Origin of the sequence: Gryllotalpicola reticulitermitis (assembly GCF_042651345.1) — a bacterium.
Lineage (GTDB): Bacteria > Actinomycetota > Actinomycetes > Actinomycetales > Microbacteriaceae > Gryllotalpicola > Gryllotalpicola reticulitermitis.
This window is the reverse complement of record NZ_JBHSCN010000003.1, coordinates 274,534-291,815: the sequence shown is the minus strand read 5'-3', so window position 1 is coordinate 291,815 and position 17,282 is coordinate 274,534. Positions and strand designations below refer to the sequence as shown.

The 17,282-nt window shown below is 68.9% G+C and carries 13 protein-coding genes; 6 read left to right on the top strand and 7 right to left on the bottom strand.

The window, feature by feature from the left end:
• Window positions 1–3: 3 nt before the first annotated feature.
• Window positions 4–303: an Asp-tRNA(Asn)/Glu-tRNA(Gln) amidotransferase subunit GatC gene (gatC, locus tag ACFOYW_RS05430; RefSeq protein WP_390227736.1), complete on the bottom strand. Its 300-nt coding sequence runs from the start codon at window positions 301–303 to the stop codon at window positions 4–6.
• Window positions 304–377: 74 nt separating this feature from the next.
• Here gatC and ACFOYW_RS05425 point away from each other — a divergent pair, with 74 nt between their 5' ends.
• On the top strand, window positions 378–815 hold the full coding sequence (locus tag ACFOYW_RS05425) for a DUF6314 family protein (protein WP_390227734.1): 438 nt from the start codon (window positions 378–380) through the stop codon (window positions 813–815).
• 7 nt (window positions 816–822) lie between these two features.
• Window positions 823–1,425, top strand: a complete 603-nt coding sequence (locus tag ACFOYW_RS05420; RefSeq protein ID WP_390227732.1) for a TMEM175 family protein — start codon at window positions 823–825, stop codon at window positions 1,423–1,425.
• A gap of 13 nt (window positions 1,426–1,438) precedes the next feature.
• Here ACFOYW_RS05420 and ligA read toward each other — a convergent pair whose 3' ends face one another.
• The 3 genes from ligA to ACFOYW_RS05405 form a co-directional block, all read right to left on the bottom strand.
• On the bottom strand, window positions 1,439–3,670 hold the full coding sequence (gene ligA / locus ACFOYW_RS05415) for an NAD-dependent DNA ligase LigA (protein WP_390227902.1): 2,232 nt from the start codon (window positions 3,668–3,670) through the stop codon (window positions 1,439–1,441).
• 181 nt (window positions 3,671–3,851) lie between these two features.
• Window positions 3,852–4,958, bottom strand: a complete 1,107-nt coding sequence (gene mnmA, locus ACFOYW_RS05410; RefSeq protein WP_390227730.1) for a tRNA 2-thiouridine(34) synthase MnmA — start codon at window positions 4,956–4,958, stop codon at window positions 3,852–3,854.
• Window positions 4,959–4,967: 9 nt separating this feature from the next.
• Window positions 4,968–5,420 (bottom strand): SRPBCC family protein, encoded by a 453-nt coding sequence (locus tag ACFOYW_RS05405; protein ID WP_390227728.1) that lies wholly within the window; start codon window positions 5,418–5,420, stop codon window positions 4,968–4,970.
• 81 nt (window positions 5,421–5,501) lie between these two features.
• Here ACFOYW_RS05405 and ACFOYW_RS05400 point away from each other — a divergent pair, with 81 nt between their 5' ends.
• Window positions 5,502–6,032: an EXPERA domain-containing protein gene (locus ACFOYW_RS05400; RefSeq protein WP_390227727.1), complete on the top strand. Its 531-nt coding sequence runs from the start codon at window positions 5,502–5,504 to the stop codon at window positions 6,030–6,032.
• 3 nt (window positions 6,033–6,035) lie between these two features.
• Here ACFOYW_RS05400 and ACFOYW_RS05395 read toward each other — a convergent pair whose 3' ends face one another.
• Entirely contained in the window at window positions 6,036–7,190 is a 1,155-nt protein-coding gene (locus ACFOYW_RS05395; protein WP_390227726.1) for a cysteine desulfurase family protein, read from the bottom strand.
• A gap of 20 nt (window positions 7,191–7,210) precedes the next feature.
• On the opposite strand from ACFOYW_RS05395, the gene glgX reads away from it, so the two are divergent.
• Entirely contained in the window at window positions 7,211–9,265 is a 2,055-nt protein-coding gene (glgX, locus tag ACFOYW_RS05390; protein ID WP_390227724.1) for a glycogen debranching protein GlgX, read from the top strand.
• A 39-nt stretch (window positions 9,266–9,304) separates the two neighbouring features.
• Here glgX and glgP read toward each other — a convergent pair whose 3' ends face one another.
• A complete protein-coding gene (gene glgP / locus ACFOYW_RS05385) occupies window positions 9,305–11,866 on the bottom strand; it encodes an alpha-glucan family phosphorylase (RefSeq protein WP_390227723.1) in 2,562 nt (853 codons plus the stop codon).
• 71 nt (window positions 11,867–11,937) lie between these two features.
• Here glgP and ACFOYW_RS05380 point away from each other — a divergent pair, with 71 nt between their 5' ends.
• Both ACFOYW_RS05380 and glgB read left to right on the top strand, forming a co-directional pair.
• On the top strand, window positions 11,938–13,956 hold the full coding sequence (locus ACFOYW_RS05380) for an alpha-1,4-glucan--maltose-1-phosphate maltosyltransferase (RefSeq protein ID WP_390227721.1): 2,019 nt from the start codon (window positions 11,938–11,940) through the stop codon (window positions 13,954–13,956).
• Window positions 13,956–16,157 (top strand): 1,4-alpha-glucan branching protein GlgB, encoded by a 2,202-nt coding sequence (glgB, locus tag ACFOYW_RS05375; protein WP_390227720.1) that lies wholly within the window; start codon window positions 13,956–13,958, stop codon window positions 16,155–16,157. The genes ACFOYW_RS05380 and glgB overlap by 1 nt, the downstream gene beginning before the upstream one ends.
• A 162-nt stretch (window positions 16,158–16,319) precedes the next feature.
• On the opposite strand, the gene ACFOYW_RS05370 is transcribed toward glgB, so the two are convergent.
• Window positions 16,320–17,282, bottom strand: a complete 963-nt coding sequence (locus ACFOYW_RS05370) for a tetratricopeptide repeat protein (RefSeq protein WP_390227719.1) — start codon at window positions 17,280–17,282, stop codon at window positions 16,320–16,322.

Genomic DNA, 17,282 nt, shown 5'->3' with positions numbered 1-17,282 from the left:
CGCTTACTGCTCCTCGTCCAGGATCGCCGGAACCCTGAACCGGTCGCCCTCGCGCTCCGGCGCGCCGGAGAGCGCCTGCTCGACGGTGAGCGACGGCCGCACCTCGTCCTCGCGGAACACGTTCGACAGCGGGATCGGGTGGCTCGTCGCAGGGACGTCGGGCGTCGCCACCTCGCTCACCTTGGCGATGCTGTCGACGATCTGCGCCAGCTCACCGGTGAGGCTCTCGAGCTCGGCTTCGGACAGATCGATGCGGGCGAGCCCCGCGAGGTGACGCACCAGTTCGGTGCTGATTTCAGACATGCGGCTCCGTCGAACGTTCGGGAGGGTTACCCGCCCATCCTAGTTTGAGCGGCGTTTGCCTAAACTCGACCATCGTGGAACCGGGCGCACTCATCGGCACGTGGCGGTTCGAGCGCGCGATTCGCGATCGCGCGTCCGCCACCGACTACCGGGCTCGCGGGGAGGCGGAGTTCACCCCGCTCGCCGATGGGCGCATCCGGTGGGCCGAGCACGGAGTGCTCGAATGGGCCGACGGCACGACACCGGTCGAGCGGACTCTCTATCTGGTCCGCGCCGACCATGACAGGAATCCGTCAGACGGAATGGATGACCCGTGGACGGTGACCTTCGACGACGGCAGCGACTTCCACCCCTGGGCCGCAGGCCCGATCTCGCACTGGTGCTCCCCCGACAGCTACGACGGGCGCCTGGCCGGCGCGGACGGGCCATCGGATGCCTGGTCGCTCACCTGGACCGTCGTGGGGCCGCACAAGAGCTACACCATGACGACGAAGTACCGGCGTAGGGCATGATCGGCGGATGCAGAGCAACCGTCTGGAGGCGTTCAGCGATGGCGTGATGGCCATCATCATCACGATCATGGTGCTCGAGCTGAAGCTGCCAGACGGGGGCTACTCGTTCGCCGAGCTGTGGCACTCGACCGGAATCGGCCTGCTGACCTACCTGCTCAGCTTCGCGTACGTCGGCATCTACTGGTCGAATCACCACCATCTGTTCCAGGTTGTCCGCGGGGTCGACGGCGCCGTGCTCTGGGCCAACCTGCATCTGCTCTTCTGGCTGTCGCTCGTGCCGCTGACCCAGCGCTGGCTCGATCAGTCGTCAGTCGCTCGCGACCCGACCGTCGTCTACGGCATCAACCTGCTCGGTGCAGCCGCCGCCTATTTCCTGCTGCAGCAGGCCATCTTCCGCACCCCGACGGGCGGGGACCTGCGTGAGGCGCTCGGCCGCGACCTCAAGGGCAAACTGTCTCCGTTCATGTACCTGGCCGGCATCGCCCTCGCGTATCTCGTTCCATGGGCGGGACTCATTCCGCCGGTCATCGTCGCGCTCGTCTGGCTCGTGCCCGACAGGCGCGTCGAACGCTACCTCGAACGCACCGCGGGGACAGAAGCCGACCAATGACGCTGGACCTCGCTCAGAGCGACAACGCCGCCGGCCCCTCCGTCACGAGCAGCGCGAACTGAGCCGCATCGAGGATCGGGATGCCGAGCTCTTCCGCCTTGGCGAGCTTCGAGCCCGCACCCGGCCCGGCGGCGACGTAGTCGGTCTTCTTCGACACGCTCGACGCGGCCTTGCCGCCCGCAGCGATGATCGCCTCGTTCGCACCATCGCGGGAGAAGCCGTCGAGCGACCCGGTCGCGACGACGGTGAGACCCGCGAGCACGCCGCCGCCCTCCTCCGCGGCCCCGGGCCCCGGGTGTCCGGGGGTCGCGAACTGCACCCCGGCGGCCGCCCAGCGCTCGACGATCTCACCGTGCCAGTCGAGTTCGAACCAGTCGATCACCGCCTGCGCGATGATCGGCCCGACGCCCTCGACCTGCGCGAGCTCGTCGACGGACGCTGCGCGAATCGCGTCGAGCGACCCGAAGTAGCCCGCCAGGGCTCTCGCCGCGACCGGCCCCACATGCCGGATATTGAGCGCCACCAGTTTTCGCCACAGCTCCTTCGTCTTCGCCTTCTCGAGCTCATCGAGCAGCGTCAGCGCCTGCACCGACGGGTGAACGTTGGCGTAGGTCTTCCGGAAGCCGCCCTTGCGCCTGGCTGCCGCATCGAGCCCCTCAGCCTCGGGCGGGTAGCTCAGCTCGACCCGACGGAACGGAGTGCGGACCTTCGCCTCGCCGTCGTCTTCGAGCTTCGGCAGGCCCGTCTCGACGTCTCGGACGACGACTTCGATCGGCAGGAGATCGTCGACAGTCAGCTCGAACAGACCGGCTTCCGTGATGAGCGGAGGCGTCTCGGGCTTCTCAGGCTGGGTGAGCGCCGCCGCCGAGACCTCGCCCAGCGCCTCTATGTCGAGTGCGCCCCGGCTGCCGATCTGCTCGACGCGACCGCGCACCTGAGCCGGACAGGACTTCGCGTTGGGGCAGCGCAGGTCGATGTCGCCTTCTTTGGCGGGCGCGAGCGGGGTGCCGCACTCGGGGCACACCGACGGCATGACGAACTCGCGCTCGTCACCGCTGCGCAGCTCGATGACTGGCCCGAGCACCTCGGGGATCACATCGCCCGCCTTCCGCAGCACCACCGTGTCGCCGATCAGCACGCCCTTCGCCTTCACGACGTCTTGGTTGTGCAGCGTCGCCTGGCGCACGACCGAGCCGGCGACGCGCACCGGCTCCATGACAGCGAACGGGGTCGCGCGCCCCGTGCGGCCCACCGACACGACGATGTTCACCAGCTTGGTCTGCACCTCTTCGGGCGGGTACTTGAATGCGATCGCCCAACGGGGGGCTCGGCTTGTGGCGCCCATCTCGTCGTGCAGAGCGAGCTCATCGACCTTCACGACGATGCCGTCGAGCTCATGCTCGACGGAGTGCCGCGCCGCGCCGTAGTGCTCGACGAACTCGGCCACCTCGTCGACGGTCTGGCACACCTTCGTGTGCGGGCTCGTCGGCAGGCCCCATGACTTGAGCAGCTCGTAGACCTCGCTCTGTGCGGCAACGGGCGGGTTCGGCCACGCGCCGATGCCGTGCACATACAGCCGCAGGGACCCGAGGCGGGCGATCGAGGCCTCGCGCTCGAGCGCGGTCTTCTTCTTGTCGAGCTGCTGCCTGAGGCCGCCGCTCGCGGCATTGCGCGGGTTGGCGAACGCCGGGAATCGGCGCCCTGCCGCTGTCTTCGCCCGCTCGACATCGAACGGCAGATCGAGCCGCCGTGCCTCATGCCGCTGCTGCGCCTCAGCGAGATACCGCTCGCGCAGCTCGGCCTGCAGCTCGTTCAACCGCTCGAACGCCGCGACCGGAATGAAGACCTCTCCACGCACCTCGACGATGGGCGGGTGCCCGGAGCCCGACAGCCGCTCAGGGATGTCGGTGAGCCTCAGCGCGTTCTCCGTCACGATCTCACCGATGCGCCCGTCGCCGCGCGTCGCCGCCGAGGTCAGCACGCCGTTCTCGTACCGCAGGCTGATCGCGAGCCCGTCGATCTTGAGCTCGGTGAGCCACTCGACCTCTCGCCCCGCCAGTTCCCGCGCCTTCGCGCACCACTCGCGGAGCTCGTCGAGGGAGAACACGTTGTCGAGACTGAGCATGCGCTCGGCATGCTCGATCGTGTCGAGGCCGGTGACCTCGGCCGCGCCGACGGTCTGGGTCGGCGAGTCCTGGCTGGCCAGTTCGGGGAACAAGCGCTCGAGCTCTTCGAGACGATGCATCCACCCGTCGTAGGTCGCGTCGTCGACGAGCGACGCGTTCTCGCCGTAGTAGGCCTCGCGCGCACCGTTGATCCGGTCGGTGAGATCGTCGACCTCCGCCGCGGCCTGCTGCTGAGTCAGTTCTGCCACGCGTTCAGGCTAGCGACGGCCACCGACACGGGCAGGCCATTGACGCGACCCGCTAGCTGCTGACGGGAACCGCCGACACGGTGCGCGCGATCGTCGTCTGCCCGAGCACGCGCGTGCCGACGTAGAGCACCGCGGTCTGGCCCGGCGCCACTCCGTTGATCGGCTCGCGCGGCGTGATCAGGAGCTCGCCGTCACGGACGACGGCGACGGCCGGGACCGGGTCGGCGTGGGCGCGGATCTGCACGTCGCAGTCGAAGGGCGTCGACGGATGCTCGGGCGCACGGCCCGCCCAGGTGAAGCGCGACCCTGCCAGCTCCGCGATGTCGAGTGCCTCTTTCGGGCCGACGACGACCTCGTTGCTCGACGGCTTCACCTCGAGCACGAACCGCGGACGACCGTCGGGCGCGGGCACTGTGAGGTTGAGCCCCCGCCTCTGACCCACCGTGTACGCATGCGCACCCTGGTGGTCGCCGACCTTCGCCCCGGTGCGGTCGACGATCGCACCATTGGAGATGCCGACGTGCTCGCCCAGCCAGCCGCGCGTGTCACCGTCGGGGATGAAGCAGATGTCGTGCGAGTCGGGCTTCTTCGCCACCGCGAAGCCGCGCGCCTCCGCCTCGGCGCGCACTTCGGCCTTCGAGGGAGTCGCCCCGAGCGGGAACATGGCGTGCGCGAGCTGGTCGGCGGTGAGCACGCCCAGCACGTAGGACTGGTCCTTCGCCCAGGCCGCGGCGCGATGCAGCTCGCGATTCCCCGACGCATCGGTCACGACGGACGCGTAGTGGCCGGTCACGACCGCATCGAAGCCGAGCGCGATCGCCTTCTCGAGCAGAGCCGCGAACTTGATGCGCTCGTTGCAGCGCATGCACGGGTTCGGGGTGCGCCCGGCCTCGTACTCGGCGATGAAGTCGTCGACCACGTCAGCCTTGAACCGCTCGGAGAAATCCCACACGTAGAACGGGATTCCGATGAGATCGGCCACCCGGCGCGCGTCCATCGCGTCTTCGATGGTGCAGCAGCCTCGGCTACCCGTACGCAGGGTTCCCGGCATGCGGGAGAGCGCGAGGTGCACGCCCACGACGTCGTGGCCCGCGTCTTTCGCCCGCGCCGCCGCGACGGCAGAGTCGACTCCCCCGCTCATGGCCGCAAGAACACGCATGCGTACAGCCTACGAAAGGGTGCTGACAACCGCCTCAAGCTGGCTCAGCATCAGCTGCTCCATGTCGTTCCGGTCGGCGAAGCTCTGCGTCACGAACATCCGCGTGCCGGAGCTCGTCGGCTCGAGCTCGACGACCGCATGCAGGAATTCGGGTCCGAAGTCGCCCGACTCGGTGCGCTTGCCATCGGTGAAGATCAGCCGCCGATCTGTCTCGACCGCGATGAACTGCAGGTAGCCGAGCCGCTCGCTGCCGTCCCGGTCAGCAACGCGGTACAGCGAGCGGGTGCGCGCGCGCAGTTCATGGTTCTCGAAGTGCGCCGGCTCGTCGGTGGGCCCGTACCACTGCTCGAGCACCTCGCGCTCGGCGAAGCCGCGCCACACGACGTGCGGCGGCACACTGAGCGCACCCACCGAGACGATCGTCGCGGTCGTGATGTCGGTGTCGGCGAGTATGGGTGCCATCGAACTCCCTAGGTATTTCCGGTGACACTACAGCCGCGAGTGCACCCCGCGCCAAGAACCGCGCAGAGTACGTTCGATTATGTGACGACTCTCACCGCCGACCCCCGCCCCGTACGCACTGAGAACCTCCCACTGCGGCAGCGTCCCGCCGACATCGTCTTCCTGGTGATCTTCATCGCGTTCATCGTCACGTGCATCATCAGCGACTCCGTCGAGGGGCTCGGTCTGCCGCAGGTCGCGAACTCCCCGAACCTTCTGGTGCAGTGGAACTTCTGGTACGCGAGCAACTTCGACCCGCTGTATCAGTCGCATCCGCTGTGGTTGCGCTTCATCAGCGGCACCTCGGCATTCGCCTACGTCATCTTCTACGTACTGCTCAACATCTCACTGGTGCGCGGCTGGAACTGGATCCAACTGCCGAGCGTCATCTACGCGACGATGATCATCTCGCTGACCGGTATCCCGATCTTCGGTGTCGAGCTGTTCGGGCCGGCAGGCCAGGCGACGCCGAACGTCGGGGTGTTCCTCGCCTTCAACCTGCCGTACATCGTCTTCCCGCTGCTGCTGCTCATTCGCATGCGCAAACCGCTCCCGTTCACGCGGCGCTGGTAGCGGTCAGCGGGTCGTGAGGCCCGCTTGCGCAGCGCGCGAGTACGCGTCTGGAAGGGCCGCGAGGAAGGCATCGACGTCGGCGTCGGTCGTCGTACGGCCGAGCGTGATGCGCAGACAGGCGGATGCCTCCGCCGCCGGCCGCCCCATGGCCAGCACCACGTGCGACGGCTCGGGCACTCCGGCCTGGCACGCCGAGCCGGTCGACACGGCGACTCCCGCCGCGTCGAGCAGGAACAGCAACGAGTCACCCTGTGCGCCGGGGAACGTGAAGTGCGCGTTCGACGCGACCCGCAGTTCGCCCTCGGGGCCGGACAGCCGGGCGGCGGGGACGGAAGCACGCACCCCGGCGATCAGCCGGTCGCGCAGAGCGGTGACCCGCGCGCGTTCGGAGTCGAGAGCCCGAACCGCAGCGGATGCCGCCGCGGCGAACGATACGGCGGCCGCGACGTCCTGCGTACCCGACCGCACATTCCGCTGCTGACCCCCGCCGTGCACGATCGGCACGACGTTCGCCGCTCGGGAGAGCACGAGCGCTCCGACGCCGACCGGGCCGCCGATCTTGTGCGCGGAGACCGAGAGCGCCGCGACGCCGAGCGAACGGAAGTCGATCGGCAGGTGACCGTAGGCCGCGACGGCGTCGACGTGGAACGGCACGGCCGCTGCAGCCGCGGCCGCGGCAAGCGCGTCGACGGGCTCGATGGTGCCCACCTCGTTGTTGACCCACAGGGCGGAGGCGAGGGCCGCGTCGCCTGCGCCGATGGCTTCGGTCCACGCATCCGTATCGATGAAGCCGTCGGAATCGAGCGGCACCCACGCGGGCTGCGCGCCCTCGTGCGTCGCGAGCCACTCGATGGTGTCCATGGTGGCGTGGTGCTCACCCTCGGGAGCGACGATGCGCGTCGCATCCGATGCCCAGAACATGCCCTTGATCGCGAGGTTGATCGCCTCGGTTCCGCCCGATGTGAAGACGACCTCGATCGGGTCGCAGCCGAGCGACGCCGCGACCTCTTCGCGCGCCTCTTCCAGGCGGCGGCGCGCGTCCTGCCCGGCGGAATGAATCGACGACGGATTCCCCACCTCATGCATCGCGCGCGCAAAGGCGTCGATCGCCTCCGGGAGCATCGGGGTGGTGGCCGCATGATCAAGGTAAACGCCCACGGTTCACTACTGTAGACACCATGTCCGAAGCGCCCCAGGGAAGCCCGCTCGGCGTGACCGTCACCGAGGCGGGCGGCACCCTCAGGGTGTGGAGCGAGAACGCGAGTTCCATCGAGCTGTGCCTGTTCGACCCGAAGGATCCTGACTGGGTGACCGAGCGCGTTCCGCTGGCCCGAGGCGCGAACAATGTCTGGCAGGCGTCGTCCGAGCGCCTCACGCCCGGTACGCGCTACGCGCTGCGGGTCGACGGCCCGAAGGGGCCGCGGCACGCCTTCGACCCGGCCACGTTCCTGCTCGACCCGTACGCGAAGGGAATCAACCTCGTGCGCGCCAACGAGTGGCGCGGGGTCGTGATCGACGAGTCGTTCGACTGGGGCGCATCGCGGCGCCCGCGCCACCGCCTCGATGCGAGCGTCGTGTACGAGACGCACGTGAAGGGGTTCTCGAAGCTCAACGACGCCGTGCCTGAAGAACTGCGCGGCAGCTACGCCGGACTGGCCCACCCCGCGTCGATCGAGTACCTGACCGGCCTCGGCGTGACCGCGGTCGAGTTGCTGCCCGTGCACTACTTCGTCTCCGAGCCTCGGCTCACGCGGCTCGGTCTCTCGAACTACTGGGGCTACAACACCGTCGGATTCTTCGCGCCGCACTCGCTGTACGCGAGCCGCAACGCCCAGAAGGCCGGGGCCACCGCCGTGCTGCGCGAGTTCAAGGGCATGGTCAAACTGCTGCACGAGGCGGGGCTCGAGGTGTGGCTCGACGTCGTCTACAACCACACGAGCGAAGCCGGCCCGGGCGGCCCGCGATCGAGTTTTCGCGGCATCGACAACTCGTCGTACTACCGCCAGCTCGACGACGGAACGTATTACGACGTGACGGGCTGCGGAAACACGGTCGACTTCGGCAGGCCGGTCACGCGCGAGCTGGTGCGCGACTCGGTCAGGTACTGGGCGAACGAGTGCCAGATCGACGGCTTCCGCTTCGACCTCGCCGCCACGCTCGGCCGCGATGAGAGCGGCGCGTACACCCGTGACCATCCCCTGACCAACGGCCTCGTCGACGACGAGGAGCTCGACGACGTGAAACTGATCGCCGAGCCGTGGGACGTCGGACTCGGCGGCTGGCAGACCGGCAACTTCCCCCGCGGGTGGAGCGAGTGGAACGACCGCTACCGCGACCGGGTGCGACAGTTCTGGCTGCGCGACATCGCCGAGGCGCGGACGAGCGGGCACGCGTCGACCGGCATCGGCGGGTTCGCGAGCCGGCTCGCCGGGTCGTCGAACACGTTCAGCACTGAGCGCGGGCCGCTCGCATCCGTCAACTTCGTCACCGCCCATGACGGCTTCACACTCGCCGACCTGGTCTCGTACGACGGCAAGCACAACCTCGGCAACGGCGAGTCGAACCGCGACGGCTCCGACAACAACCATTCCTTCAACCACGGCGTCGAGGGGCCGACGACGGATCCTGTGATCCTCCGCGAGCGGCGAAAGTCGATGCGCAACCTGCTCGGCACGCTGCTGCTCTCGGCGGGTGTTCCGATGCTCACGGCCGGCGACGAGGTCGGCCGCACTCAGCACGGCAACAACAATGCCTACTGTCACGACAGCGAGCTCAGCTGGCTGTCGTGGGAGCACGATGCAGCCGCGCTGCAGCTCGCCGACGTGGCCCGCGAGCTGATCCGGCTGCGCCGGGAGAACCCCGCCGTGCGACCGGTGCGTTACGCCGTGCTCGGCGAGCGCGTGCCCCAGTCGAGCCAGATGGACTGGTACGACGCGGACGGCAACACCATGGACCTCGCGGACTGGCAGGACCCGTCAGCGCGCACCCTGCAGTACGTCGCCGCCTCGACGCCCGAGTTCGAGGACTTCAACCGCATCCTGCTCGTCGTGCACGCGCTGGAGACGCCCGTGCACGTCACGCTGCCCGTCCACGACGGCGTCGACGCCTACGAGCTGCTGTGGGACAGCACCGACGAGACGCCGCGGCCTCACAGCGAGACGTTCAAGCCGGGTGAGATCGTGCCCGTCGGGCCGACCTCGATGCTGTTCTTCCGCTGCGCGGGGCGCCCCTGAGCGGTCGGCCGAGACCGACGTGCCCGGGCCGCCCGGCCCTCAGTGCGCTGACGCGACCAGCCCGAGCTCGGCCGGCGACGCGAGCAGCTCGTTCCGCGGCAGCACGCGCACGGTGTAGCCGAACGAGCCGGCACGGTCGAGCTTCACAGTGCCGCCGAAGACCGTCGCCTGGGCGCCGTCCAACCCAGCGGCGTCGGGCTCGACGTCGAGGTCCGACGCGCGCACGGCAGAAAGCTCGTCGCCGCTCTCGCTGTGTCCGTAGACCACCTCGACTCGCACATCCTCCGGCGTGAGTGCGCCGAGGGTGACGTGCGCCCGCAGATGCAGCTCATCGCCGACCTGCGGTACCGAATCGAGCCCGCCGGACTCGACGTGCGCTACCGACACCCGCGGCCACTCGGCGGCGATCCGCGCCTTCCACGCCGCGAGGGACCGTGCCGCCGCCCAGCTGTCCGCCTCGACCTTGACCGCAAGTTTGTGCGCGGGCGAGTACAGCTCGGTGACGTACTGCTGCACCATGCGGTCGGCCGACAGCTGCGGCGACAGGGTGCTCAGCACGTAGCGCACACGCGTGAGCCATTGAGCGGGCACGTCGTCGGCATCGCGCTCGTAGAACAGCGGCGCGATCTGGTGCTCGATCAGGTCGTACAGGGCGTTCGCCTCGAGCGCGTCGCGCTCACCGGCGTCGCCGGCGGCATCGGCGGACGGGATCGCCCAGCCGTTCTCGCCGTCGAAGTACTCGTCCCACCAGCCATCGAGGATCGACAGATTGAGGGAGCCGTTGAGCGCGGCCTTCATGCCGCTCGTGCCGCACGCCTCCATCGGCCGGAGCGGATTGTTCAGCCACACGTCGGTGCCGGGATAGAGCGTCTGCGCCATCGTGATGTCGTAGTTCGGCAGGAAGACGATGTGGTCGCGCACCTCCGGGGTGTCCGCGAAGTCGTAGATCTCCTGGATCAGGCGCTTGCCGTCGTCGTCGGCGGGGTGCGCCTTGCCCGCGATCACGATCTGCACCGGCCGCTCCGGGTTGACGAGGATGCTCTTCAGCCGCTCCTTGTCATGCAGCATCAGCGTCAGCCGCTTGTAGGTCGCGCCGCGCCGCGCGAAGCCGATCGTGAGGGTACTGGGCTCGAGCACCCGCTCGGTCCACGCCGGAGCGATGCCGCCCGTCGTCTCGTGCGCCGCGCGCACCCGTCGCCGCGCGTCGGCGACGAGAGCCGCCCGCATCTCATTGCGCGCCGCCCAGAGCTGCGCGTTCGTCAGCGCCTCGCTGTTCCAGTCGACCCGCGTCGTGTCCGCCGAGCCGAGCACCTCCTCCGCCAGAGCAGCGAGCGTGGTGTCGACCCACGTCGGCGCGTGCACGCCGTTGGTCACGGACGTGATCGGCACCTCGGCGACGTCGAAGCCCGGCCACAGGGGCGAGAACATCTCGCGCGAGACGGCGCCGTGCAGCTTCGCGACGCCGTTGGCGTGCTGGCCGAGGCGCAGGCCGAGCACCGCCATGTTGAACACGTTGCCGGGGCCGCCCATCTGGGACTCGACGCCGAGGCCGAGCACCTGCTCGAACGAGACGCCGGGCAGTAGTTCGGCCGTCGAGAAGTACCGCTGCATCAACGGCACCTCGAAGCGGTCGATGCCGGCCGGCACCGGAGTGTGGGTCGTGAACACGGTGCCCGCGCGCACCACCTGCAGCGCTTCGTCGAAGCTGAGGCCGTCGCCGATGAGGTTCGAGATGCGCTCGAGACCCTGGAACCCGGAGTGGCCTTCATTCGTGTGGAACACGGTCGGGCGCTTCAGGCCGAGCAGCTCGACGGCCAGGTCGAGGGCGCGGACCCCGCCGATGCCGAGCAGCAGCTCTTGCAGCAGACGGTGCTCGCCGCCGCCGCCGTAGAGCCGGTCGGTGACCGAGCGCAGGTCCTCATCGTTCTGGCGGATGTTCGTGTCCAGCATCAGCAGCTTCACCCGGCCCACGTCTGCGACCCACACCCGCGCGTACAGCACGCGGTTGTCGGGAAGCGCCAGCGAGACGCGCGCCGCCATGCCGTCGGGCTGGCGGAGCACCGACAACGGGAGTCCGTCCGGGTCGAGCACGGGGTACGACTCCTGCTGCCAGCCATCGGCGGAGATCGACTGCTTGAAGTATCCGCTGCGGTAGAAGAGGCCGACGCCGATCAAAGGGATGCCGAGGTCGGAGGCGGACTTCAAATGGTCGCCCGCGAGGATTCCGAGGCCGCCCGAGTACTGCGGCAGCGCCGCAGCCACACCGAACTCTGCAGAGAAGTACGCGACCGATTCCGGCGCGCCCTCGAGGCCCTGATACCACCGGGGCTCGGCGATGTAGCGGCGCAGGTCGTCGCGCAGCTCGTTGGCCCAGTTGACGAATCCCTGGTCCCGTGCCAGCTCGTCGAGCCGGGCCGGCTCGACGGCGCCGAGCAGCTGAATCGGGTCGTGCCCCGCCTGCCATGCCTCTTCCGAGATGGCGCGGAACAACCGCTGCGTCGGCCGGTGCCACGACCAACGCAGATTGAGAGCGAGTTCCTCGAGCGCCGAAAGGGCTTCGGGAATGACGGCGCGGACGGTGAATCTGCGGATGGCCTTCACACCGGTCACCATAACGGCGCCGAGTTTCCAGAGGGTAACGCGCTGCAGACGAGACGCGATAGGTTCGCATCGTGGCGAACAGTGCGGATGCCTTCACCCCGACTCTCGGCAGGATCCCTCTTCTCGAACCGTCGCCTGAAATCGACGGCGGCACCTTCCCGGCGAAGGCGTTCAGCGGCGAGATTGTGCCGTTCGAGATCACCGCATTCCGCGAAGGTCACGACCTGATCGGCGTCGACCTGCTGCTGCGTTCACCATCCCGCGAGCAGACGAGCCATCGCATGGCTCCGCTCGGCCCCGAGCATCCCGACCGATGGGGCGTGCTCGCCGCGCTCGACGGCGAAGGCGAGTGGCGCTTCCGCATGCAGGCGTGGGCCGACGAGTGGGCGACCTGGCGCGCTATCGCCGACAAGAAGATCCCGGTGGGTGTCGACGAGGCCGTCACCTTCGAAGAGGGCGCGCTGCTCGCCGAGCGCGCGGCACGGGACAAGCGGCGCCAGAAGGCCGAACGCCGCTACCTCGACGACGTGGCCGCGGCGCTGCGGAACACGAACGCCTCCGCCGCCGAGCGCCTCGCAGCGGCATCCGAACGCCGTCTCACCGAGTTGTTCACGGAGCGTCCGCTGGTCGGCCTGCAGACGCTCTCCGCGACGCGACGGATCGTCGTCGAGCGCACGCGCGCCGGAGTCGGGTCGTGGTACGAATTCTTCCCCCGCTCGATCGGCGCGAAGCGGCGCGCAGACGGCAGCTGGCAGTCCGGCACATTGCGCACGGCCGCCGCGCGGCTGCCCGAGGTCGCCGCGATGGGGTTCGACGTCGTCTACCTGCCCCCGATCCACCCGATCGGAACGTCGTTCCGCAAGGGCCCCAACAACGCGCTCACGGCAGCGCCCGGCGACCCGGGTTCCCCTTGGGCCATCGGCAGCGCCGAGGGCGGGCACGACGCGATCCACCCCGACCTCGGCACGGTCGAGGACTTTCAGTTCTTCCTCGGCAAGGCCGAGCTGTCCGGACTGGAGGTCGCCCTGGACCTCGCGCTCCAGGCATCCCCCGACCACCCCTGGGTCACGACGCACCCCGAGTGGTTCACGACACTGCCCGACGGCACGATCGCGTATGCCGAGAACCCGCCCAAGAAGTACCAGGACATCTACCCCCTCAACTTCGACAACGACTACGACGGGCTGCGCCGCGAGGTGCGGCGAATCGTCGAGTACTGGATCGGGCTCGGCATCCGTATCTTCCGCGTCGACAACCCGCACACGAAGCCCCTCAGATTCTGGGAATGGCTGATCCACGACGTCAACGCGAGCCACCCCGAGGTCGTGTTCCTCGCCGAGGCGTTCAGCCGCCCCGCCGTGATGCAGACGCTCGCCAAAGCAGGGTTCCAGCAGTCGTACTCGTACTTCACCTGGCGCAACACGCGCGCCGAGCTCGAAGAGTTCCTCACGACCATCTCCCACGACTGGGCGCCGTACTACCGCGCGAACCTCTTCGTGAACACCCCCGACATCCTCACCGAGTACCTGCAGTTCGGCGGCCGGCCCGCGTTCAAGATCCGCGCCGCCATCGCCGCCACCGCGGGGCCCGTCTGGGGCGTCTACTCGGGCTTCGAGCTCTTCGAGTCTGTCGCTCGGCCCGGTGCCGAAGAGTACATCGACAACGAGAAATACGAGTACCGTCCCCGTGACTTCGCCAGGGCGCAGCAGTCGGGCGACTCGCTCGCGCCCTACCTGACGATGCTCAACCAGGCGCGCGATGCGCACCCCGCCCTGCGACAGCTGCGGAACCTCACGCTGCACGGCTCGGAGGACGACGCGGTGCTCGTCTACTCGAAGCACCTGCCCGGTCGCTTCACCCGCTCAGGCAGAGCCGACACCGTGATCGTCGTGGCGAACGTCGACCCGCACTCGGTGCGCGAGACGATCGTGCACCTCGATGTGCGTGCGCTGGGGCTCGAGCCGGGTACCGAATTCGAAGTACGCGACCTCGTCACGGGTCAGCGGTGGAACTGGTCAGCGCGCAACTACGTGCGCCTCGACGCGTTCTACGAGCCCGTGCACGTCCTCCACGTGAAGGAGCCCAGCTGATGAGCATCGTTCTGCCCCGCATCGACGAGAGCATCCTGCAGGCGCTCGCCGAGGGCCGGTACCACGAGCCCCACGCCGTGCTCGGCCAGCACCCGATCGACAGCACAAATGTCACCGATCCCGTGACCATCATCCGCGCCCTGCGGCCGCTCGCACGCCGGGTCTCGGCCGTGCTCGCGTCGGGCGCGCATGTCGAGCTCGCGCACGTCGGCCATGGCGTGTGGGAGGGCGTGTCCATCACTGGCAGGTCCGACTACGTGCTGGAGGCCGAGTACGACGACGGCAGCACATGGACGGCGGACGACCCGTACCGGTTCTCCCCCACGCTCGGCGAAGGCGACACCTGGCTGATCTCTCAGGGACGGCACGAAGAGCTCTGGAACGCGCTCGGCGCGCACGTGCGCGAGCACTGGGGCGTGTCGGCGTCGACGACCGGGGTCGCGTTCGCCGTCTGGGCGCCGAACGCCACCGCGGTCCGTGTCGTCGGCGAGTTCAACGGCTGGGACGGCACGGGTCACACCATGCGCTCGATGGGGTCGAGTGGCGTGTGGGAGCTGTTCGTGCCGGGACTTGACGTCGGCACGCTGTACAAGTTCGATATCCGCACGCAGTGGGGCGAGTGGGTGCGCAAGGCCGATCCGCTCGCGCAGTACACCGAGGTTCCGCCCGCAACCGCGTCGGTCGTCGGGCGCAGCTCGCACACCTGGGGCGACGACGACTGGATGCAGGCGCGCCGCACCAGCCATCACGACAAGCCGATCTCGATCTACGAGCTGCACCTCGGCTCGTGGCGCCCTGGCCTCAGCTACCGTGAGGCCGCTGACCAGCTGATCGACTACGTCGGCTGGCTCGGGTTCACCCACGTCGAGTTCATGCCGCTGGCGGAGCATCCGTTCACCGGCTCGTGGGGGTATCAGGTGACCGGCTACTACGCGGCCACCAGCCGCTTCGGCCACCCGGACGAACTGCGTTATCTGATCGACCGCCTGCACCAGGCCGGCATCGGCGTGATCATGGACTGGGTTCCGGGCCACTTCCCCAAGGACGACTGGGCGCTTGCTCGATTCGACGGACAGCCGCTGTACGAGCACGCCGACCCGCGGCTCGGCGAACAGAAGGACTGGGGCACCTACGTCTTCGACTTCGGCCGCACCGAGGTCCGCAACTTCCTGTACGCCAACGCCCTCTACTGGCTCGAGACCTTTCACGTCGACGGCCTGCGGGTGGACGCGGTCGCGTCGATGCTGTACCGCGACTACTCGCGGAACGACGGCGAGTGGACCCCGAACATCCACGGCGGTCGCGAATACCTCGAAGCGATCGGATTCCTGCAGGAGACGACCGCGACAGCGTACAAGCGCTACCCCGGCATCATGATGATCGCTGAGGAGTCCACCAGCTGGAACGGCGTCACGGGTCCGACAAGCCAGGGCGGCCTGGGCTTCGGCTTCAAATGGAACATGGGCTGGATGCACGACTCGCTGCAGTACATCAGCCGCGACCCCGCGCACCGCTCGTACCACCACAACGAGATGACCTTCGCGATGGTCTACGCGTACTCGGAGAACTTCATCCTGCCGATCAGTCACGACGAGGTCGTGCACGGCAAGGGCTCGCTGATCGAGAAGATGCCCGGCGACCACTGGCAGAAGCGCGCGAACCTGCGGGCGTTCCTCGCCTTCATGTGGGCGCACCCCGGCAAGCAGCTGCTCTTCATGGGGCAGGAGTTCGGGCAGTGGGCCGAATGGAACGAGAACACCGGACTCGACTGGGCGCTGCTCGACAACCCCGATCACAAGCAGCTCGCCGAGCTCGTCGGCGACCTCAACCGCGTGTACCGCGGCAACTCGGCGTTCTGGCGTTACGACACCGAGCCCCGCGGCTTCGAATGGCTCGAGGCCGGCGACGCGGAGCACAACGTGCTCGCGTTCCTGCGCTGGAGTGAAGACGGCCCCATCGCCTGCGCGTTCAACTTCTCGGGCGCGCCGCATGAGGGCTACCAGCTCGCGCTGCCGTTCGCGGGGCCGTGGGACGAAGTGCTGAACACGGATGCCTCGGCCTACGGCGGTTCCGGCGTCGGCAACCTCGGCCGCATTCAGGCGGAGGAACGTGAGTGGAACGGCCGCTCCGCGAGCGTGCGGCTGCGGCTGCCACCGCTCGGCGCCGTGTTCCTGCGCCCGACGCCGCCGTCCCCCGTCTGAAGAGACGACACCCGCGCGGCGGAGCACCTCGCAGCGATGGCCGAGGTGCCGCCGTCCGTCTTCGACGCCGACGACGCGGCGGTGAGCGCCCTGACCCCGTTCGATCAGGTGCGCCCGCGCGCCTGGACCTGGATGCAGCCCGGCTCGGGCAGCTAGCCGCGCCTAATAGAGCAGGTTGGCGAGGCGCCCGCGTGCCTTGGCGACGCGAGGATCCGCCGAGCCGACGACCTCGAACAACTCGACGATGCGCTCGCGGACGCGAGCCTTGCCCTCGGCGTCAAGAGCGGGGAACAGCGCGAGCAGGCGATCGAACGCGTCCTCGACGTGGCCGCCCGAGAGGTCGACGTCGGCGACGTCGAGCTGTGCTTCGACGTCGGCGGGCGCCGCAGCGGCGGCAGCTCGGACGTCTTCGAGCACCTTGCCCTGCAGACGATCGAGGAGGCTGACCTGGGCCAGGCCGGCCTTTGCGTCGTCATCGGCCGGATTCTGCGCGATCGCCTTCTTGTACGCCTCGATCGCCGCGGGGTAGTCGCCGCGGTCGATCGCGTCGAACGCCTCCTGATGCAGGGGCGGCAGCGGAGGCTCGGCGGGGGCGGCAGGCTCGCCTGACGCATCGGCGTCGTCAGCGTCATCGACGGGAACCGTGCCCGTCACGCCGTTCTGCGCCGCGAAGGCGAGAACCTGCTCAATCGCGTCGCGCAGCTCGGGCTCCGGCAGCTCGCCGACGAACAGGCCGATCGGCCGGCCGGCGATCACGGCAGCGACCGTCGGGACCTGCTGGGCCTGGAACGCGCGAGCCAGCTGGGGGCTGCGCTCCGCCTCGACCCGGGCCAGCACGAAGCGCCCGGCGTACTCTCGTACGAGCTTGATGAGTGCGGCCGAGAGCCGCGTGCTCTGCTCGGCCCACTCGGCCCACAGGTCGACCACGACGGGGACCGTGCCCGACAGTTCAACGAGGTCGTTGAAGCTGCGGTCGTCGACGCTCACGACGAGCCGGGACGCGCCGGAGCCCTCGGACTCCGCCCCCGCACCGGAAGCCGCGGCGGGCTTCTCGGCCCGGCTCACGAGGCTCGACAGGTCAACGGCCCCGCGCAGGCTCACGCCACGCGTCCGATCATCGCTCAC

Bases quoted from the DNA above. Each gene is read 5' to 3' on its own strand.
- glgB (WP_390227720.1), top strand. From the start codon at position 13,956: ATGAGCATCGTTCTGCCCCGCATCGACGAGAGCATCCTGCAGGCGCTC.
- ACFOYW_RS05405 (WP_390227728.1), bottom strand. From the start codon at position 5,420: ATGGCACCCATACTCGCCGACACCGACATCACGACCGCGACGATCGTC.
- mnmA (WP_390227730.1), bottom strand. From the start codon at position 4,958: ATGCGTGTTCTTGCGGCCATGAGCGGGGGAGTCGACTCTGCCGTCGCG.
- ligA (WP_390227902.1), bottom strand. From the start codon at position 3,670: ATGCATCGTCTCGAAGAGCTCGAGCGCTTGTTCCCCGAACTGGCCAGC.
- ACFOYW_RS05420 (WP_390227732.1), top strand. From the start codon at position 823: ATGCAGAGCAACCGTCTGGAGGCGTTCAGCGATGGCGTGATGGCCATC.
- gatC (WP_390227736.1), bottom strand. From the start codon at position 303: ATGTCTGAAATCAGCACCGAACTGGTGCGTCACCTCGCGGGGCTCGCC.
- glgX (WP_390227724.1), top strand. From the start codon at position 7,211: ATGTCCGAAGCGCCCCAGGGAAGCCCGCTCGGCGTGACCGTCACCGAG.